The sequence below is a fragment of the Blastomonas sp. UPD001 genome (genome assembly GCF_003426715.1).
Classification (GTDB): domain Bacteria; phylum Pseudomonadota; class Alphaproteobacteria; order Sphingomonadales; family Sphingomonadaceae; genus Blastomonas.
Genome location: NZ_QKVT01000001.1, coordinates 848208 through 867994, shown reverse-complemented (window position 1 = coordinate 867994; position 19787 = coordinate 848208). Strand labels below are relative to the sequence as shown.

Annotated in this window: 18 protein-coding genes and 2 pseudogenes; 12 read left to right on the top strand and 8 right to left on the bottom strand. The window is 64.7% G+C overall.

The genetic code is table 11. The features are described from left to right. Window positions 1-98 precede the first annotated feature (98 nt). Window positions 99-1286 carry a leucyl aminopeptidase family protein gene (locus DM995_RS04190; RefSeq protein WP_232824046.1) on the bottom strand — a complete coding sequence of 396 codons (1188 nt, stop codon included), beginning with the start codon at window positions 1284-1286 and terminating at the stop codon, window positions 99-101. Between DM995_RS04190 and DM995_RS04185 the strand changes: the two genes are divergently transcribed. Then, the gene (locus DM995_RS04185; protein WP_116968601.1) at window positions 1188-2501 is read left to right on the top strand and encodes an NAD(P)/FAD-dependent oxidoreductase; all 1314 of its coding nucleotides are present in this window, start codon (window positions 1188-1190) and stop codon (window positions 2499-2501) included. The two genes, DM995_RS04190 and DM995_RS04185, sit on opposite strands and share 99 nt — an antisense overlap. 97 nt (window positions 2502-2598) lie before the next feature. On the opposite strand, the pseudogene DM995_RS04180 reads toward DM995_RS04185, so the two are convergent. Then, a pseudogene (locus DM995_RS04180) lies at window positions 2599-3117 on the bottom strand (MFS transporter); the annotation flags it as partial. A 166-nt stretch (window positions 3118-3283) separates the two neighbouring features. Between DM995_RS04180 and pgsA the strand changes: the two are divergent. Next, window positions 3284-3835, top strand: coding sequence for a CDP-diacylglycerol--glycerol-3-phosphate 3-phosphatidyltransferase (gene pgsA / locus DM995_RS04175; protein WP_023839158.1), 552 nt, complete (start codon window positions 3284-3286; stop codon window positions 3833-3835). A gap of 127 nt (window positions 3836-3962) precedes the next feature. Here the strand turns inward: pgsA and DM995_RS04170 are convergent, their stop codons facing one another. Beyond that, window positions 3963-4883, bottom strand: a complete 921-nt coding sequence (locus tag DM995_RS04170) for a hydrogen peroxide-inducible genes activator (RefSeq protein WP_023839157.1) — start codon at window positions 4881-4883, stop codon at window positions 3963-3965. Beyond that, window positions 4880-6097 carry a ribonuclease D gene (gene rnd, locus DM995_RS04165; RefSeq protein ID WP_023839156.1) on the bottom strand — a complete coding sequence of 406 codons (1218 nt, stop codon included), beginning with the start codon at window positions 6095-6097 and terminating at the stop codon, window positions 4880-4882. Before rnd ends, DM995_RS04170 begins: the two co-directional genes overlap by 4 nt. 151 nt (window positions 6098-6248) lie before the next feature. Here rnd and DM995_RS04160 point away from each other — a divergent pair, with 151 nt between their 5' ends. From DM995_RS04160 to DM995_RS04125, 8 genes are all read left to right on the top strand, one after another. Further along, window positions 6249-6578, top strand: a complete 330-nt coding sequence (locus tag DM995_RS04160; RefSeq protein ID WP_157973066.1) for a hypothetical protein — start codon at window positions 6249-6251, stop codon at window positions 6576-6578. Beyond that, window positions 6578-8089, top strand: coding sequence for an FAD-binding protein (locus DM995_RS04155; protein ID WP_116968599.1), 1512 nt, complete (start codon window positions 6578-6580; stop codon window positions 8087-8089). Before DM995_RS04160 ends, DM995_RS04155 begins: the two co-directional genes overlap by 1 nt. 131 nt (window positions 8090-8220) lie before the next feature. Continuing rightward, complete coding sequence (gene aspS / locus DM995_RS04150) at window positions 8221-10002, top strand: aspartate--tRNA ligase (RefSeq protein ID WP_116970324.1); 1782 nt, start codon at window positions 8221-8223, stop codon at window positions 10000-10002. A gap of 47 nt (window positions 10003-10049) precedes the next feature. Then, window positions 10050-10391, top strand: coding sequence for a ribbon-helix-helix domain-containing protein (locus DM995_RS04145; RefSeq protein WP_232824044.1), 342 nt, complete (start codon window positions 10050-10052; stop codon window positions 10389-10391). 12 nt (window positions 10392-10403) lie between these two features. Beyond that, entirely contained in the window at window positions 10404-10784 is a 381-nt protein-coding gene (locus DM995_RS04140) for a type II toxin-antitoxin system VapC family toxin (RefSeq protein ID WP_116968598.1), read from the top strand. Between the two features lie 115 nt (window positions 10785-10899). Then, window positions 10900-11865 carry a tetratricopeptide repeat protein gene (locus tag DM995_RS04135; RefSeq protein WP_157973065.1) on the top strand — a complete coding sequence of 322 codons (966 nt, stop codon included), beginning with the start codon at window positions 10900-10902 and terminating at the stop codon, window positions 11863-11865. After that, a complete protein-coding gene (locus DM995_RS04130) occupies window positions 11862-12641 on the top strand; it encodes a polyphosphate kinase 2 family protein (RefSeq protein WP_023839149.1) in 780 nt (259 codons plus the stop codon). The genes DM995_RS04135 and DM995_RS04130 overlap by 4 nt, the downstream gene beginning before the upstream one ends. Before the next feature lie 159 nt (window positions 12642-12800). After that, window positions 12801-13367, top strand: coding sequence for a hypothetical protein (locus DM995_RS04125; RefSeq protein ID WP_232824034.1), 567 nt, complete (start codon window positions 12801-12803; stop codon window positions 13365-13367). A gap of 9 nt (window positions 13368-13376) precedes the next feature. Here the strand turns inward: DM995_RS04125 and DM995_RS04120 are convergent, their stop codons facing one another. The 4 genes from DM995_RS04120 to DM995_RS04105 form a co-directional block, all read right to left on the bottom strand. Beyond that, window positions 13377-14459, bottom strand: coding sequence for a PA0069 family radical SAM protein (locus tag DM995_RS04120; RefSeq protein WP_116968595.1), 1083 nt, complete (start codon window positions 14457-14459; stop codon window positions 13377-13379). Between the two features lie 143 nt (window positions 14460-14602). Continuing rightward, window positions 14603-15130 carry a molybdenum cofactor biosynthesis protein B gene (gene moaB / locus DM995_RS04115; protein WP_116968594.1) on the bottom strand — a complete coding sequence of 176 codons (528 nt, stop codon included), beginning with the start codon at window positions 15128-15130 and terminating at the stop codon, window positions 14603-14605. Between the two features lie 3 nt (window positions 15131-15133). Next, complete coding sequence (locus DM995_RS04110) at window positions 15134-16828, bottom strand: lytic transglycosylase domain-containing protein (RefSeq protein WP_232824032.1); 1695 nt, start codon at window positions 16826-16828, stop codon at window positions 15134-15136. Window positions 16829-16892: 64 nt separating this feature from the next. Next, window positions 16893-17690 (bottom strand): uracil-DNA glycosylase family protein, encoded by a 798-nt coding sequence (locus tag DM995_RS04105; RefSeq protein ID WP_116968592.1) that lies wholly within the window; start codon window positions 17688-17690, stop codon window positions 16893-16895. An 84-nt stretch (window positions 17691-17774) separates the two neighbouring features. Here DM995_RS04105 and DM995_RS04100 point away from each other — a divergent pair, with 84 nt between their 5' ends. Next, window positions 17775-19427: an electron transfer flavoprotein-ubiquinone oxidoreductase gene (locus tag DM995_RS04100; RefSeq protein WP_116968591.1), complete on the top strand. Its 1653-nt coding sequence runs from the start codon at window positions 17775-17777 to the stop codon at window positions 19425-19427. 57 nt (window positions 19428-19484) lie between these two features. Further along, a pseudogene (locus tag DM995_RS22110) lies at window positions 19485-19787 on the top strand (4-(cytidine 5'-diphospho)-2-C-methyl-D-erythritol kinase); the annotation flags it as partial.

Below are 19787 nucleotides of genomic sequence, written 5' to 3'. Positions count from 1 at the left end.
CAAACCAGTGTTGCACTTCAAACGTGAATCCACACCCCCGCCTTCGCGGGGGTGATGATGATGGGCGGGATAGGCAGCGAGCGGAACTCGGCGCGGAACTACTCGCCCGCCACCTTGGGCACCGGCTGGAAATCGCGCACGAACCGCTCGAGCAGGCGCACGCCATAGCCGGTCGATCCCGCGGGCTTGAGGTCGTTCGCGCCGCCCCAGGCCATGCCTGCAATGTCAATATGCGCCCAGGGGGTCTCCGGCTTCACGAACGCGCCGATGAAGTGCGCGCCAGCGCCGGCACCAGCGCCGCTGACACCCGAATTCTTGATATCGGCAATGGTCGACTTGGTGTCCTCGGCATAGCTCGGGTGCAGTGGCATCCGCCACACCGCATCGCCGCTGGCATCGCCTGCCTTCATCAGTTGATCGGCGAGCGGATCGTGGCGGCTGAACAGCCCGGCATAATCGTCGCCCAGGGCGGTCATGATCGCGCCGGTCAATGTCGCCATGTCGACGATCGCCGCAGGATTGAGCTTTGCATCGGCATAGGCGACCGCGTCGGCGAGGACGAGGCGGCCTTCGGCATCGGTCGAAATGATCTCGATCGTCTTGCCGTTCATTGCCTGCAGCACGTCGGCGGGGCGCGCGGCATTACCGTCGGGCATGTTTTCGGACAGTGCCGCGATTGCGACGACATCGACCTGCGCGCGCGACTTGGCAAGCGCTAGCGCCGCGCCGACCACACTCGCCGCGCCCGACATGTCGAACTTCATGTCGCCCATGCCGGCCCCGGCCTTGAGCGAGATGCCGCCGCTGTCGAAAGTGATTCCCTTGCCTGCGAGCACCACCGGACCCGTCGAAGGTGCGCCGCGGCCGGTATAGCGCACGATCAGCATGCGCGGCGGCCGCGCCGATCCGCGTCCCGAGCCGAGGATCGAGCCCATGCCGAGCTTTTCCATCGCGGGCACGTCGAGCGCCTCGATCGTTACGCCGGGGACGCCCGCAAAGGCGGCGCGGGTGCGTTCGACAAAGCTTTCGGGATAGATGACGTTCGCAGGTTCGTTGGAAAGGTCGCGCGCAAAGGCCATCGCCTCGACCAGCGCCTTGCCGCGCCCGTCGTAAATAGCACGTGCCGCCTCGCCGTTTTCGGTGACGATGGTCGTCGCGGCCATGGCAGCGGCCTCGCGCGCCTTGGCCTGGTAGAGGTCCGAGCGATATTCGCCGATGCCCATGCCGGTCGCGAGCTCGGCCACCGCCTCGGCAGGCATGCCAGCAAATATGGCCGCGAAAAGCATGACATCATCCTGGTCGATCGCAACCTGACGCATATCTGGAAGCCGCTGTTGCACGAGGTCGCGGCAGGCTCGCTCGACGCCAATCTCGACGAGGTCGGCTATGGCGGCCATGCGGTGCGCTGGGGCTATCGCTTCTTCAACGGCGCGCTCGAAAGCATCGACCGCACGACGCGGCATATCGTCACCGCACCGCTGCTCGACGATCAGGGCAAGGAGGTGATCGGGCGGCACCGCATCCGCTACGATTATCTGGTGCTCGCCTTTGGCGGCGTCTCGAACGATTTCGGGGTGCCGGGCGTGCGCGAGCATGCGCAGTTTCTCGAGCATCGCGGCCAGGCGGACAGCTTCCGCCAGAAGCTGCTCAACGCGTGCCTGCGCGCCAATCACGAGCATAACACCGGCAATCCCGAGGCGCGGGTGCGCATCTGCATCATCGGCGGCGGGGCGACCGGCGTGGAGCTATCGGCCGAGTTGTACAACGCCGCCAAGTCGTTGCGCTATTACGGCCTCGAGGTGTTCGACGAGAGCAAGCTGGAGGTGACGCTGCTCGAGGCGGGGCCGCGCATATTGCCGCAGATCGATGCCGAGCTGGCAGGAACGGCGCGGCACGAGCTCGAGCAGCTCGGCGTCAGCGTGCGCGAGAATACGCAGGTCGTGCAGGTCAACGAACATTCGGTCGAGACCAGGGCGGGCGAGGCGATCCCCGCCGACCTGATCGTCTGGGCTGCCGGGGTGAAGGGTGCCGATGGCGTCACCGAGATGAGCGATCTCGAGCTCAACCGGCTCAGCCAGTTCGTTGTCCGCCCGACACTGCAGACGACATTGGACGACCATATCTTCGCGCTGGGCGATTGCGCCTCGTGCCTGCTGCCCGGCCAGGAACGCCCGATCCCGCCGCGCGCGCAATCGGCGCACCAGATGGCGAGCCATGTGTTCGACAATCTGTGCCGGATGCAGCAAGGCAAGCCGCTCAAGGATTTCGTCTACCGGGACCATGGCTCGCTGGTCTCGCTCAGCCGCTTTTCGACCGTCGGCAGCCTGATGGGCAATCTGATCGGCGGTCGCATGGCGGTCGAAGGGCGGCTGGCGCGCTGGGCGTATCAATCGCTCTACCGCATGCACCTGATCGCGATCCACGGCTGGTGGCGCGGCATATCGTTGATCGTCATCGGCCATGTGAACCAAATCGTGCGGCCCAAGCTCAAGCTGCACTGACCGGCGACGCGCTTTCAGCCGCTGATCTGATCGACCAGCCTGCCGCCCTTGAACAGGGCAAGGCAGCGCCCCTGCACTGGCAGCCTGTCGAACGGCGCCCCCCCAGGTTCGTCCCGAGCAGGATCGCGATATAGGTCCCCGCCTCGACCAGCCCCGTGCCCCCCAGCACCTCCTCGTCATTCAGATGCTGCGGCAGGATGGCGTATTTGATCGGCCCGAAAAAGGTCGAATGCACGCCCATCGCGAACAGCGCCAGCATCATCAGCGGTATGGCGACGGTGTGCACCGCGGTGCCCGCCCAGGCCATGTACAGCCCCGTGCCGCCGACCAGCATGATGAGGATCTCGCAGAACTTGACGATGCGGATGATCACGGCCTTGTCGCGCGTATCGGCGAGCTGGCCGGCCAGCGCCGAGAGCAGGAAGAAGGGCAGGATGAAGATCGCGGTCGCGATCGCGCTGAACCAGGTCTCTGCCGTCTCGTCGTTGTACACGCTGTACACGACGAACAGCACCATCGCGTTCTTGTAGAGATTGTCGTTGAACGCGCCGAGCAGTTGGGTCACGAACAGGGGTAGAAAGCGCCTCTTGTTCAAAAGCGCGCCAGCTGAAGCCATTCTGCGTGTTCCTCGGTGGTTTACCCGTCCGGCGGTTTCGCAGTCCTGCCTCTCCTGGTGCGGGTAAGCGGCGATACGAAAAGCCTTGGCCGTCGTATCGGGTTCGCGGGCAGGGCGGTCAAGCCATTTCCATTGCTGGCAAATGCGGTTATGAGGCGCTCAGCCTATGCTCACCGTGCCCAACATCCTGACGCTCTCGCGGATCGTCACCGTCCCGCTGCTGGCCGCGCTGCTGTGGTGGCCCGAATGGGCAACCGGCTATCTGCTGGGCTTTGTCGTCTACTGCCTGATGGGCATTACCGACTATTTCGACGGCTATCTCGCCCGCGCGCAGGGCGCGGTGTCGAGGCTCGGCATCTTTCTCGATCCGATCGCCGACAAGATCATGGTCGCCGCCGTGATCCTGATTCTCTGCGCGAACGGCAATATCCACGGGCTGCACGTCATCGCTGCACTGATCATCCTGCTGCGCGAGATCACCGTATCGGGGCTGCGCGAATTTCTTGCCGGGCTGCAGGTATCGGTGCCGGTGTCGCAACTCGCCAAGTGGAAGACCACGCTGCAGCTGCTTGCGCTCGGCACGCTGATCTTTTCCGGCGGATTTCCCGATCAGCCCTGGATGCAGCATCTGGGCCTCGCGGCCCTGTGGACCGCCGCGATCCTGACGCTGGTCACAGGCTGGGACTATCTGCGCGTCGGCATCAAGCACATGGATTGACCGGGTCACGAATGGTTCTTCGTCATTCCCGCGCAAGCGGTAATCCCGCTTCTTGGTGAACTATCGATGCGGAGCGGGACCCCCGCCTTCGCGGGGGTGACGGTAGCAAACGCCGCTCAGCTAGAACTTACCCTGCGCATTTCCCTTCGGCATGGCCGCGCCGCAGGATGTCGGCGAGCATGCGGAATTCCTCGGCGCGCGGGCTGTTGCGGCGCCAGATGATCGCGATGTCGCGCGAGGCATGGTCGGCCAGCAGTGGGCGCGCGACGATATCGGTGTTGTTCAGGATGCCAGCATCGATCGCGATCTGCGGGAGCAGCGTCAGCCCCAGCTTGTTGTCGACCATCTGCACCAGGGTGTGCAGCGAGGTGCCGAACATCATCGCACTCGCGCGCAGTTCGGGCCGGTTGCAGGCGGCGAGCGCGTGGTCCTTCAGGCAATGCCCGTCCTCGAGCAGCAGCAGCCGCGATTCGTCGATCAGCTCGGGCGCGACTTTTTCGGGTGGATCGCGCGGATCGTCCTTGGGAAAGGCGACATAGAGCGGGTCGCTGAACAGCAGCTCGTGTTCGACATCGCCCGCCGGGAAGGGCAGCGCGAGCAGCACGCAATCGACCTGGCCGTGGTGCAGCGATTCGACCGCCGCGCCGCTGACCTCCTCGCGCAGGAACAGCTTCAATTCGGGCTGCTCGCGGCGCAGGCCCGGCAGCAGCCGCGGCAGCAGGAACGGTGCGATCGTCGGGATGACGCTCATCCTGAGGTCGCCCGACAGCGGCTTGCCCGAGGAGCGGACTAGATCGGCCAGTTCCTCGGCCTCGCGCAATATGCGGTGTGCCTTGGCGACGACCTTGTTGCCGAGCGGCGTGAAGCGCACCACGCGCCGCGTGCGTTCGACCAGCACCACGCCGAGCAGCGTCTCCAGCTCGCGAAGCCCCGCCGATAGCGTCGACTGCGTCACGAAACAGGCGTCTGCCGCCTTGCCGAAATGCCCATGCTCCTCGAGTGCAACCAGATATTGCAGCTGCTTGAGCGTGGGAAGGTACGAGGTCATGGCTGCTCCGCGAGGGCCGCCGCGACGACTTCCTCGGGTTCGGCAACCAGTTCGGTGCGCGTCATCTTGATCCTGCCATCGGCGATCGCGAACGCCATGCGCCCTTCGACCAATGCCAGCGCATCGCGCCCGAACTGTTCGAACCGCCACCCTTCGAGGATCGGCAGCCCCTTGCGCACGCCGGCGGCGAGCGCCTCGAGGTCGTCGCTTCGCGCCAGCAGCCGGGCGGCCACATCGATCTCGCGCGAGCGGATCTTGAGCAGCAGCTTGAGCAGATCGGCAACCAGCGCGCCTTCCTTGCCCAGCGCAGGACCGCGCGGACTCTTGGGCGGCATTTCCGCATGGGTCAGCGGCCGTGCGGCGAACAGCGCGTCCATCATCCGCGCGCCGATGTCATTCTCGCGCCACGCGCCCGATAGCCCGCGCACCTTGCCGAGTTCGGCCTGGGTCGAGGGCGGATGCGCGGCGATATCGGCCAGCGTCTCGTCCTTCATGATGCGGCCGCGCGGCAGGTTCTTGTCCTGCGCTTCGGTCTCGCGCCACCAGGCGAGCGCGCGCATCCGGCCGAGGATCTGCGCGCTGCGGCCCGGCGGACGGATGCGCTGCCACAGCGTGTCGGGATCGGGCTTGTACTGGCGCGGATCGCCGAGCTTCTCCATCTCGATATCGAGCCACGCGCCGCGCCCGGTGCGCCGCAGCTTGTCGAGCATCTTGGGAAAGATCTTAGCCAGATGCGTGACATCGCCGATCGCGTAATCGATCTGGCGGGCCTCGAGCGGACGCCGCGACCAGTCGGTAAAGCGCGCGCCCTTGTCCACGGTCAGCCCCAGCCAGCTTTCGACCAGGTTCGCGTAGCCTATCTGTTCGGCCTGACCCAGCGCCATCGCTGCGATCTGCGTGTCGAACAGCGGAGAAGGGGTCTTGCCGGTGAGGTTGAAGATGATCTCGATATCCTGCGGACCTGCATGAAAGACCTTCAGCACGTCGTGATTTTCGGTGAGCAGGTCGAGCAGCGGTCCCAGATCGAGCCCGGGTGCCTTGGGATCGATCGCCGCTGCCTCTTCCAGATTGCCGATCTGCACCAGGCAAAGCTCGGGCCAGTAGGTGTTCTCGCGCATGAATTCGGTGTCGACCGCAACGAAATCGGATTGGGCGAGGCGGTCGCACAGCTGCGCGAGGGAATCGGTGTCGGTAATCAGCGGATGGATTTTCATGGGCAACCTATACAGCGTGCATCTGCCGCCGCAAACCATCGTGGGGTGCTTCAATCAATCGGGATCGGATCAAAATAAATATTTGCCGTCTTTGAGAATCATGGGACTCTCCGGTATGTAACGTGGGTGTTTCATGGCGCTGGGGGCAAGCATGTGGATGTATCAGATCGTCATCGTTGTTCTGGCTCTGGCGCTGGTCGGGCAATTGCTTGGGCAGGGCGGCGATGCCTTTCTGGTTCTGGAAAATTCTCGCCCGGTCGGTGGTGGTCGTGAAATTCTGACGATATTGGGCTGGGGTCTTGCAACGCGGGCCGGACGCAGCGCGTGCGTGGTCGATCCCGCCGGGCGGGGCATCAACGACATGCGCTTTTCGATGAGCTTCGGGCAGATCCTGCTGTCGCTGGTCACGCTCGGCTTCGTCCGGCGGGTGACGATCGATTACCGGCTGCACGCGGGCAACAACCCGGTAGGCGGCGCCTGATGCCGCCGCCGCGGCGCCACGGCCCCTGTCGCTGGGTCAATTATCACGGCACGGAATCGGCCCTGCTCGGCGATCTGATAGAACTGTGCAACAGCGAGCGCGAGGCCGGGCGTGCCGTGCTGCGCGAGGTGGCAGGCGATGTGCTGGCGCTGTTGCGCGACGCCAGCCGCGCGGGCGCAAGGCTCAGGCCGCTGGGCGCGGGCTGGTCGCCTTCGCCGATCGCGATCGTGCAAGGGGGTTGGCTGGTCGAGACACGGCGCATCAACCGCTGCTTCGGGCTCGATGCTGACGATGTCGCGCGCGGCATCGACCCATCGCGGCTGATGCTGGTCCAGGCGGGCGCGACGGTCGACGAGGTGAACGATTGCGCCGAGGAACTGGGGCTCAGCCTGCGCACGGGCGGCGCCAGCAACGGCCAGACCTGGGCCGGAGCGTGCGCCACCGGAACGCACGGCAGCGTGCTGGGCGCAGGCGGCATCCAGGACCATATTCGCGCGCTGCAGGTGGTGACGCCTTCGGGAATTTTCTGGGTCGAGCCGCACCAGCCGGTCATGTCGCCCGATTTTGTCGCAGCAACGGGCAGCACGATCTTCCGCGATGATGACGTGTTCGCCGCCTGCCAGGTTGCAGTCGGTGCCATGGGTTTTGTCACCGCGATGGTGATCGAATGCGTGCCGATCTACATGGTCCGCAACATCCAGAAGCGCGCGCGGATCTCGCGCGCCGATATCACGCGGCTGGCCCAGGGCGATTTTCGCGGCTTTTCGCGCGGCTATGGGCTCAACGAGGACCCGCATTTCCTGCAGGTGATCCTCAACCCCTTCGCTCCGTTCGAAAAGGATGCGCTGCTGCGGATGCTCTATCTGCGCGATTTCGACCCCGGCATCCCTCCGCCGCCTCGCCCGCTGACCGGGGCCGGCTATGATGCCCTGACCCTGATCGGAAAGGCGATGGCGGGGATCGATCTGCTGCGCGCCGACATCCTGCAAATGGCGATGCGCGCGGGCTATGCGGTGCAGCGCGACATCGACGATCCCGAAGCCATCGCCACCTGGGGCCATACCACCGAGGCGCACAACCCGATCGCCAATCTGTTCAACGGCTCGGTCACGATGGCGCGAGCGGACCTCGAGCGCGCGTTCGATCCGCTGATCGAGGCATTCCTCAGCGGAGGTGGGGGCACGGTGGTGACGCTGCGGTTCATGCAGCGCGCGAGCGGGCTGCTCGCGCCGGCGCGTTTCGACAGCAATGTCGTGATCGATTTCGATGGGCCGCGCAGCGATGTCAGCCATCGCAGCTATCGCGCGGTGGTGGCGAAACTCGATGCGCTCGGCATTCGCTTCACCCGCCATTGGGGCAAGACCAACGATCTCGATGCCGCGCGCGTCGCCAGCGACTATGGCGACGACTATCGGCGCTTCCGCATCGCGCAGCGCCGCCTGATGCCCGATTCGACGGATATCGCGGTGTTCCGCTCCGATCCGCTGGTGCATCTGGGGCTGATCGACTGATCGGTGCGGGCAGGCCAACGCGGTCAAAGCTTGACAAAAGCGCACCGGCACGGTGTTAGCCGCGCTATCGGCTGGCCTTGCCTTTGGGCAGGCTCTTCAGCGCCCTTTCTCGATCAGGATCCATGGTTCTCATGCACGCATATCGCACCCATAGCTGCACCGCGCTTCGCGCTTCCGATGTTGGCCAGCAGGTCCGCCTGTCGGGCTGGGTCCATCGCAAGCGCGACCATGGCAACCTGCTGTTCATCGACCTGCGCGATCATTACGGGCTGACCCAGATCGTCACCGACAGCGACAGCCCGGCCTTTGCCGCACTCGAGCGCCTGCGCGTCGAGAGCGTGGTCACCGTGACAGGGACCGTCGTCGCCCGCTCGGCCGAGACGGTGAACGCCAATCTGCCGACCGGCGAGATCGAAGTGCGCGCAGCCGAGGTCGTGGTCCAGTCCGCCGCCGACGAACTGCCGATGCCGGTCGCGGGCGAGCAGGAATATCCCGAGGATATCCGCCTTCGCTATCGCTTCCTCGACCTCCGCCGCGAGCGCCTTCACCGCAACATCATGCTGCGCTCGCAGGTAATTGCCAGCCTGCGCCGCCGCATGGTCGAGCAGGGCTTTACCGAATTCCAGACACCGATACTCACCGCCTCGTCACCCGAAGGCGCACGCGACTATCTGGTGCCCAGCCGCGTCCATCCCGGCAAGTTCTATGCGCTGCCCCAGGCCCCGCAGATGTTCAAGCAGCTGCTGATGGTCGCGGGCTTCGACCGCTATTTCCAGATCGCGCCGTGCTTCCGCGACGAGGACGCGCGCGCCGACCGCAGCCCGGGCGAGTTCTACCAGCTCGACCTCGAGATGAGCTTCGTGACGCAGGACGACGTGTTCGCGGCGCTTGAGCCGGTGCTCGCGGGCGTGTTCGAGGAATTCTCGGGCGGCAAGCATGTCACGCCCGCCGGGACCTTCCCGCGCATTCCGTATCGCGAATCCATGCTGAAATATGGCTCGGACAAGCCCGACCTGCGCAACCCGTTGGTGATCAGCGATGTCACCGATCATTTCGTCGGGTCGGGTTTCGGCCTGTTCGACAAGATCGTGGGCTCGGGCGGCAAGGTCCGCGCGATTCCGGCGCCGGGCGCTGGCGCGATGAGCCGCAAGTTCTTCGACGACATGAACGACTGGGCGCGCGGCGAGGGTCATGCGGGTCTTGGCTATATCAACATCAAGGACGGCGTGCCCGGCGGCCCGATCGCCAAGAACCATGGCGAGGAAGCCACCGCCAAGCTGATCGCCGAGCTCGGGCTCGGCCCCAATGACGGCGTGTTCTTCGCGGCGGGCAAGGAACTGCAGGCGGCCAAGCTGGCAGGGGCAGCGCGCACGCGCGTGGGCGAGCAGCTCGGCCTGATCGAGCAGGGCGTGTACAAGTTCTGCTGGATCGTCGACTTCCCGATGTTCGAATATGACGAGGACGCCAAGAAGATCGATTTCAGCCACAACCCCTTCTCGATGCCGCAGGGCGAGATGGAGGCGCTGGAAACGATGGACCCGCTCGACATCCTCGCCTGGCAGTATGACATCGTCTGCAACGGCGTCGAACTGTCCTCGGGCGCGATCCGGAACCACCGCCCGGACATCATGTACAAGGCGTTCGAGATCGCCGGGTACAGCAAGGAGGATGTCGAGAAGAACTTCTCGGGCATGCTCAACGCGTTCAAGTACGGCGCGCCGCCGCATGGCGGCTCGGCGCCGGGGGTCGACCGCATGGTCATGCTGCTCGCGGACGAGCCCAACATCCGCGAGGTCGTGCTGTTCCCGATGAACCAGAAGGCCGAGGATCTGATGATGGGTGCGCCTTCACCGGTCAGCCTCAAGCAGCTGCGCGAACTCAGCATCCGCGTGGTCGAACCCCAGAAGGGCTGACGCAGGCCTCATTGCGCAGACTGTGAAACTGTGATACTGCGATGGTCATGAAGAACGTGACCATCGCGTTGGATGACGAAACGCACCGGCTCGCCCGCATCCGCGCGGCCGAGCTGGGCACATCGCTTTCGGCCATGGTCAAGGCGTATCTGCAGGGCATTGCAGCGGGCAATGCCCCCGCACCCGCGCCCCCAGCCGGAGTGCGTGAGATGCCGATGCCCTATGCCGCAGTTCCGCCTGCCGATGACTTCGTTCCGCTGAAAAAGCCCCGGCAGCCTGGCGCGCTGCGCGGCAAGATCCATATGGCAGACGATTTCAACGAATGGCCGGAGGATATTCTGGCCAGTTTTGAAGCCTGGGATTACGGCAATGGGCCGAAAACGGCCTGACGCTAGCCCTGCATGAAGCTCATCATCGATACCCATATCATGCTCTGGTGGCTGGACGATGATTCCAGGCTTTCCCGTCGGTCGCGGGCCGTCATCGCCGATCCGGAAAATTGCGTGCTGGTGAGCCAGGTTTCGCTTTGGGAGATTGCAATCAAGCATCGCGTCGGCAAGTTGCATGTTGGACCTGCCGATATCTTTCCCCGATTGACAGAATTTGGTTTCGAGCTGTTGTCGCTGGCCAACGCCCATTTGTTCGTCCTGGAACGATTGCCGGTTCTGCATGGCGATCCCTTTGATCATCTTCTGCTAGCGCAGGCTGTCCACGAAAAGGCGGTGATGGTGAGCGCGGACCGGATCATGCAGCAATATGACGTGCCCTGCCTGCCCGCCTGAAACCGGTCATCCAGTGACCCTGTGCACAGCTTTGCCGCATGACTTGGGCAAGGATTGTGTTACATTTCAATGGAATCGCGCTGCTGCGGCGGCGCTGCAATCTGGGGCGGAAGGCATGCGGAAGAAACTTGGATCACGGGCGCGCAAGCAGCGCCTGGCGATGGTCATGGCCGGGCTGGGATGGGCAGGCGCCGCCCAGGCCGAGACGCTGACGATTGATGCGCTCTATCCCGCACGCGATCGCGACGCCGCGCAGGTCGGCTCATTGGTCGTCGAACGCTTCGGCGGTCGCGATGGACGCGAGCTCTCATTCGCGCTCGAGGGCGTGCTGGCCGAGGTCACCGTCTATGGCCAGCCCTATTTCAAGCTGGTGGTCGAGCGCTCCACCGCGCCGGCCGATGCCCTGTTGTCGGGTATCGCCAACGCCCAGGTGCAGAACCAGCCGGTCGAGGAAAATCGCAAGGAATGCGTCGAGCGCGACGGCAACAACAAGTGCATCCGCGAGGAGCAGGTGAAGATCCGCTGCAATCGCCGGATCGTCTCGCTCAACCCGTCGCTTCGCCTGGCGCGGATCGACGACGGCGCGATCGTCTATCAGCGCCAGATATACAAGAGCGATCAGGTCGTGATCTGCCCCGATCGCGAGCCGGGCCGCAGCCTGCCGGATACGGTCTCGCTGCTCGTCGAACAGGTCGCGGATGAGGTCAGGGCCGACATCGCCCCGGTCTTCCGCAGCGATGCCATCCGCGTGCTCGAAGGTCGCAAGGGGCTCGACAAGGACCAGTCGAACCGGTTCAAGGATGCGCTCAAGGCGACCTTCCGCGACCCCGGCCAGGCGTGCTCGATCTGGCAGGCGCTCGATACCGAGGTGCCGGGGCAGAGTTCGATCGTCTTCAACCTTGCGCTGTGCGCCGAACAGCGCGGCGAACTCGACGAAGCCTTGACCCGCTATCGCCAGGCGCAGACGCTGCTGCCGCGCGAACCGGCGATCCGTGCGGCCTTCGACCGGATCGCGGCGCGGCAGGTGGCGGAAGGCGACTATAATGCCCGCGAGGCGCGACTGGGGGGAACGGGCTCATGACCATCAAGCTGTCCGATTATGAGAAGGGCGCCGCCTTTGACGGCGACTATGATGCTGCGCTCAAGGACCTGCAGGAGCGGCTGTCGCACGCGCATGCCCGGCACATCGTCCACGGCCACCGCGCGATCATCGTCATGGAAGGCTGGGACGCGGCGGGCAAGGGCGGCATCATCAAGCGGATGACGGCGGAATGGGACCCGCGCTATTTCCAGGTCTGGCCGATCAGCGCGCCGACGCCGTACGAAAAGGACCGGCATTTCCTCTGGCGCTTCTGGCAGAAGCTGCCGGGCAGCCGCGAAATCTCGGTCTTCGATCGCTCCTGGTACGGCCGCGTGCTGGTCGAGCGCGTCGAGCAGTTCGCGAGCGAGCGCGAATGGAAGCGCGGCTATGACGAGATCAACGAATTCGAGGCGCAGCAGGTCGATGGCGGCACCGCGATCATCAAGATCTTCCTGCACGTGACGCAGGCAACGCAGGACAAGCGCCTCGCCGACCGGCTGTCCGTCCCCGAGAAGCGCTGGAAGGTGACGCACGACGATTTCCGCAACCGCGCCAAGCGGGCCGACTATCTCGACGCGATGCACGACATGTTCCGCCAGACCGACACCCGCTGGGCCCCCTGGAAGGTGTTCGACGGCAACAGCAAGAAGGCGGCGCGCGTTGCCGTGCTGACGCATATCGCCGAGCGGCTCGAGGCGAGCGTGCCCAAATCGCTGCCCGATGCCGATCCCGAACTGGTGGCGCTGGCGAAGGAGGCGTTTGGCTACAAGGGATAAGCACTGCCTGTGACTCGAACAGCCTATTCGCGCATTAGACAGGCGGACGTCTGAAGCGAAAAGGATCGAATTTCGACAGCTACAGGTGCTGGGTCATTGGAACCAATTTGGCGATGATATTGGGTTGCAAACAAACGCCTTCTGTCGAATTGTGTGCCTATGAAGAAATTAGCTCCCTTGCTGCTCGTCCTGCTGGGTAATACCGCATCTCAGACCGCCGATCAGGGCATCATCTATGATTGCGATACTGCGTCCGGCCATTTTTCGTCGCTGGTGCTGCCTGTCCCGTCAGGCGGTTTCAACATTCAGGGCAAGGTACAAGTACGCACCTTGGCCGAAGTTGGAAAATGGGCGCCATTGACCCGCCTCACCGCCGTCAGCCGTCTGGCGGATGCAAGCGATTCACCGACCGCTGGCGCAGGGTTCATGCTGCAGGCCTTGCCCGCCAAGATGGTCGACAAGCGGGCTGGCAAGGGTGCTGTGCAGTTCTTGCAATGGGAGGAACACAAAGCCGGGTCGCGAACCGAGTCCGAACCTTTCGGCCTCCAGCCGGCTATGCAGGAACTGGCCTTCACGATGCGCTATGATGGCAATGCGATTGCGATGTCGGTGGGGGGCGAGCAAACCAGCATGATCATCGGTCAACCGTTGTCCGCAATCAGAATCATCTGCTCGACGGGCGAGTTTCTTTATACCGACCTGAAGATCACACCCGCTGGCAAATAATATCTCGCTTTAGAACAGCTCGCCCTGCGACCCGTCCGCCGGGGCGCGGAAGTGGGATGCGTCCAGTACCCATTTGTGCTGGTTGAGTCCCGCGCGTTTGACCGCGAGGCGGAAGCGGGTGCGGATCAGGTCGGCCCAGGGGCCCTTGCCGCGCATGCGCGAGCCGAAATCGGGGTCGTTGTCGCGGCCGTCGCGCATCTGCTGGATGATCGCCATCACCTTGCCCGCGCGATCGGGAAAATGCGCATCGAGCCAGGCGCGGAACAGTGGCGCGACTTCGTGCGGTAGCCGCACCGGGATGTAGGAGGCGGAGAGCGCGCCAGCCTCGGCCCCGGCGGCGACCAGCGCCTCGATCTCGTGATCGGTGATCGCGGGGATGACGGGCGAAACGTTGATATGCGTCGGCACGCTCGCCTCGCTCAGCGCTCGGATCGCGGCGAGGCGCTTGCGCGGAGACGCCGCGCGCGGTTCGAGCGTGCGCGCCATCGCACCATCGAGCGTGGTAACCGACAGCGCGACGGCGATCAGATCGTGCCGCGCCATCTCCGTGAGCAGATCGATATCGCCCAGCACGCGGTCGGACTTGGTGGTGATCGCCACCGGATTGCGCGCTTCGAGGCAGACCTCGAGGATCGACCGGGTGATACGATAATCCGCCTCGATCGGCTGGTACGGGTCGGTATTGGTGCCGAGCGCGATCACCTTGGGCACATAACCGGGCTTGCGCAGTGTCGCGCGCAACAGCCTGGCCGCATCGGGCTTGGCGAACAGCCGGCTTTCGAAATCGAGCCCGGGCGAAAGATCGAGCCAGGCATGGGTGGGCCGGGCATAGCAATAGATGCAGCCATGCTCGCAACCGCGATAGGCGTTGATCGACTGGTCGAACGGCAGGTCGGGCGAACTGTTGCGCGAGATGATCGATCGCGGATGCTCGATGGTCACGCTGGTGCGCAAGGGCGCCGGGCTGTCGTCGATCGCCGCGCGCTGGTCGAGCCAGTCGCCATCGGCCTCGCGCACCGGCAGGTTGAACCGCACCGACTCGCGGTTCAGTGGTGCGCCTCGGCCTTTGAGAGGGGGCGGGTGGGCAGACATGCCCTGCTTTTAGAACATTTCGGGAACAAAGGCCATCGCTTTCGTCAGTCCCGCCCACGCGACAATCCCGCTACCGTTTGTTGCGACGGGAAAGCGGAGCCCCCGCCTGCGCGGGAGTGACGATCAGGGGAAAAGCAAACGGTCTATTTCTCGCGCAGCCTCGGCATCAGCTCGATGAAATTGCAGGGCCGGTTGCGGCTGTCGAGCTGTTCGTTGAGGATGCCGTTCCAGCCGTCCTTCACCGCGCCGTTTGATCCGGGCAGCGCGAAGATATAGGTGCCGCGCGCGAGCACCGCGCAGGCGCGCGATTGCACCGTGCTGGTGCCGATGGTCTGATAGCTGAGCCAGCGAAACAGCTCGCCGAAGCCCGGAATATCCTTGTCCTTGACCCGGTCGAGCGCTTCGGGAGTGATGTCGCGTCCGGTGAGGCCGGTGCCGCCGGTCGAGATGATCGCGTCGATCTCGGGATCGTCGATCCAGTTGTTGAGCCGGACGACCAGCCGCTCGACATCGTCCTTCTCGATTGCGCGGGTGATCAGCCGATGGCCCTTGCCGGTGATCAGCCCGGCCAGGATGTCGCCCGAGGTGTCGTCGGCAGCGGTGCGTGTGTCCGAAATGGTCAGCAGCGCGATGTTGATGGGCTTGAAGACCCGCGATTCGTCGATCGCCATCGCTCAGTTGTTCTGCACCGTGTCGAGCCGCACCAGCTCGATGCCGCCCGCATGCGGGAAGCGCGGCCACATGCCCTGGGCCAGGCCGGTCGCGCTCTTCGAATTCACGCCCGCCTGCTTTTCGTACATCCAGTAATTGCGCAGGATGATTCCGACATAGGCGCGCGTTTCCCAATAGGGAATCGATTCGATGAACAGCAGCGGGTCGCCATGGTCGCGCACCTTCTCGTTCCAGCGGCTGACCGGCAGCGGGCCGGCATTATAGGCGGCGATGATCTTGGGCAGCAGGCCCTGGGTCTCGGGCCGGGTGTTGAGGAATTCGAGATAGCGCTGGCCGTATTCGAGGTTCACCGCCGGCTGGTAGAGCGCGCTCGCATCGAGCGACTGGCCCCGCGCGCGCGCCATGTCCTGCGCGGTGCCGGGGCGCACCTGCATCAGCCCGCGCGCGTCGGCGGGGCTGCGGGCATCGCTGCGGAAGTTCGATTCCTGAAGCGTATGGGCATAGACCAAAGCCGGATCGACGCGCCAACCTTCCACCGGCACCCAGCGCGGCGAGGGGAAGCGCGCGAACGCATCGGGGCGGCTGCCCTGCGGTCCGTTCTGCGCCAGCCACATCTGCGTCTGCGGCATCGACAAATCGCGCGCGAGGCGCAGCAGGCAATCGTGCGCGCTGTCGCCGGCAATCTGCGCCTCGTGGCGCAGCACCTGATCGGCGAGCGTCGATTCGCCGATCTGCGTCAGCGCGATCGCACGGCGGACATTGGGCCGGTCCTTCAGCGTCTTCCAGTCATTGTCGCTGAAATCGGGCGCGCGGATCGCGCTGTCGGCCAGGCCCAACTGCTCGGCCGCAAGAACCCCATAGAGCGTCTCGCCATATTGGCTGGCCGCGCGCAGATTGGCCTGGACCAGATCGGGGCGACGGCAGCGCGTCGCCGCGCGCGAGGCCCAGTAATAGCCGGCGGCGCGCTGTTCCTCGTTCCAGGCATTGGCGGCGGCGCCTTCGAAGCCCTGCAGCGCGGCGGCGCAATTGCCCAGGCGCCACGCGGCCAGCCCGGCGGTCCAGTGCGCCTCGCCGAGCCATTCGCCCGAACCCAGCGTGGCGGCGCGCGCCATGTCGAGCGCTTCCTGGTCGCGGTTCTCGAGATAATAGGACCAGGCGACGCGCTGCTGGAGCTCGGTGCGCGCCTGGGGGCTCAGGAAATCGACCTGCTCGGCCAGAGCCGCTGCCGCACCGGCGGGATCGTCGGCGACGATGCGTTCCTGGATCGTCGCCGCCAGCGTGGGGGGCACGGTGCCATCGGCGAAGCTACGCGGCTTGCCTCGCCGGGTCAGACCGCCGAAATTCGCCATGCGCACCATTTGCGGGCGATCGGGCAGGATCGTCGCGCCGCGCTTGGTTGCCAGGATCGCGAGGCGCTCGGCATGCGGCAGATCGGGCGCGGCGTTGAGCAGGCTCAGCAGCGGGCCCATTTCGACGCGCGGCGAATTGGCGGCGAGAAACAGCTCGGCCCGGGCGATGTCGTGCAGAACGCCCTTGTCGCGGCCGTCGAGCAGCTCGCTCGCCTTGGCCCAGTTCTGCCCACGGATCGCGCCGAAGACCTGCGCATAATAGTCGCGCTCGGACGAGGACAGCAAGTCGGGGACCTGCGTCTTGGCCATCCGGCTGGAAAAATAGCTATAGGATGATTCTTCGGCCATGGCTGGCTGGCAGGAGATCAGGGCCGCACCCCCGGCGATGATCAGCGCTTTCTTCAGCAAGGTCTCACTCCACGAGCAGCTTCTGCCATTGCTGCCACGCCATGCTCTTCTCCTGCGCGATGCGATGAAACATCAGGCTGAGCTTGCGCGTGACCACGGTTTTGACAGTTCGGTCACCATGGTTAAGAAAATGCAAATCGGTTGGCTTTTGCGACGGGTCGTGGCTGAGCAGCGCCCTGGCGGTGTCCTCGCCTGCAACCACCAGCATTTCCGGCCCGACGAGCGCAATATGATGCCGGGCGATGCGGGTCCAGACACCCAGATGCGGGATCGCCGCCTGGTTGTCGAGAACCAGTCGGGGGAAGAGCGAGGCGCGGTAGAGGTCGTCCGCCGCGAAGCCGCAGACGCGCGCGATCGTTTCGACCAGACGACCCGCGCGGCCCGACAGCACGCTGTCCTGATCGTCGCGCTCGGGCGCGCCGGTCAGCACCATCAGTCTCGCGCCCTGCCTGCCAGCGGGCGCGACATGGCGTCCGTCCCCGCCATCCGCAGCGAGCGTTCCGCTGCTCCAGGCTGCCACAAAGGCTTCGAGCGTTTCGGGCAGAACCAGGTCCGCTGCAGCCGGGGCAACGGCTGCAACGGGTGCGCGATCGGGGGCCACCGGCGCGCGCTGCGGCGCAGGGCGCGGTGCCGCCGGCGCACGGGCGGGCGGCGCGTCATCGGCCAGCCAGTCATTGGGCGTATCGGCAAAATCCCATTCGACCCCCGCCAGCTGCCACCAGTCGACCAGGCTTTGTGCCTCGCGCAGCGGATCGTTCACCGGTGTCAGCACGTTGATGCCCCAAAGCGGGTTGACTTGCACGCTGCAGCGCTATTGGAGTGAACGGGAAGGGCCATGGCCACGCCTTATGGCACAGGCCCTATCCTGAGCAACGGGGAACACGAGATGAGTGAACGCGAATCCATGCCATTTGACGTCGTGATTGTCGGCGCGGGCCCTGCCGGCCTGGCTGCGGCGATCCGGCTCAAACAGCTGGCTGCGGAAAACAATGCCGAGATCGAGGTTTGCGTCATCGAGAAAGGCTCGGAAGTCGGCGCGCACATTCTGTCCGGTGCGGTGTTCGATCCCAAAGCGCTCGACGAGCTGATCCCCGACTGGCGCGATCAGGACTGCCCGATGGCGGCCACCCCGGTGACCGAGAACCATCACTGGGTGCTGACCAAGTCGAAGAAGATGGCGATCCCGCACATCACGACGCCTTCGTTCATGCACAACAAGGGCACCTATACAGGCAGCCTGGGCAATCTGTGCCGCTGGCTCGCCGAAAAGGCCGAAGAGCTGGAGGTGCAGATCTTCCCCGGCTTTGCGGCAGCTGAAATCCTGTACAACGAGGACGGCTCGATCAAGGGCGTTGCCACCGGCGACATGGGCATCGGCAAGGACGGCGAGCACAAGCCGGATTACACCCCGGGGCTCGAACTGCACGCGCGCTACACCTTCTTCGCCGAAGGCGCGCGCGGCCATCTGACCAAGATCCTCAAGCGCCAGTTTGATCTGGAGGCCAATTGCGAGCCACAGGTCTATGGCATCGGGCTGAAGGAACTGTGGGACATCGACCCGAAGAAGCATGTCCCGGGCCGGGTCATCCATACCCAGGGCTGGCCACTCGACGATGCCTGGGGCGGCGGTTTCCTCTATCATCAGGCCAATGGCCAGGTCGCGCTCGGCTTCGTGGTCGCGCTGTCTTACCAGAACCCGCATCTCTCGCCGTTCCACGAATTTCAGCGCTGGAAGACGCATCCGGAAATCCGCAAGATCCTCGAAGGCGGCAAGCGCGTGTCGTACGGCGCACGCGCGATCAACGAGGGCGGCTGGCAGTCGGTGCCCAAGCTCGCGTTCCCCGGCGGCGCGCTGATCGGGTGCAGCGCGGGCTTCGTCAACGTGCCGCGCATCAAGGGCAGCCATACCGCGATGAAATCAGGCATGCTAGCCGCCGAAGCCGCGTTCCGCGCGATCCAGGCCGACCGCAGCTCGGATGAGCTCAGCGATTATCAGGAAACTCTCAACGCCAGCTGGATCGCGGAGGAATTGAAGAAGGTCCAGAATGTCGAGCCGTGCGTCGACAAGTTCGGCGGCACCATCGGCACCGTGCTGGGTGGTATCGACATGTGGATGCGCCAGCTCGGCATCGGCCTGCCGATCACGATGAAGCACGACCCCGATTACAAGCATATGGGCCGGGCGGACATGTATCCGAAGATCGATTATCCCAAGCCCGATGGCGTCATCACCTTCGATCGGCTGTCCTCGGTGTTCCTGTCGAACACCAATCACGAGGAAGATCAGCCGGTGCATCTGCAGCTCAAGGACCCGAGCATCCCGATCCAGGTCAACCTGCCGCTCTATGACGAGCCGGCGCAGCGCTACTGCCCTGCGGGCGTGTACGAGGTGGTTGGGCAGGAAGAGGGCAATCCGCGCTTCCAGATCAACGCGCAGAATTGCGTCCACTGCAAGACCTGCGACATCAAGGAAATGAGCCAGAACATCAACTGGGTGGTGCCCGAAGGCGGCGGCGGCCCCAACTACCCGAACATGTGATCGACCGGAATCCTCCTCCGCGCGGGGAGGGCTCCATTTCCAAGGTCCGAAGCCCCGGTGCTGACCGAAACCGCCTATGCCAAGGTCAACCTCGCGCTGCACGTTCGGCGGCGGCGCGAGGATGGCTATCATGATCTCGAGAGCCTGTTCGCCTTTGTCGACCGCGGGGATGTACTGAGCGTCACGCCTCGCGCGGACGGCGGCCTGTCGCTGACGATCGACGGGCCCTTCGCGCATGGCCTCGATAGCGGCGATGACAATCTGGTGCTCCGCGCTGCCCAGTCGCTTCGAATCTCCGTTTGTCCCTCGAATTCGCTCGGGAACTTGGGTGGGTTGGGGATCGTCGATAGCGGACACTTT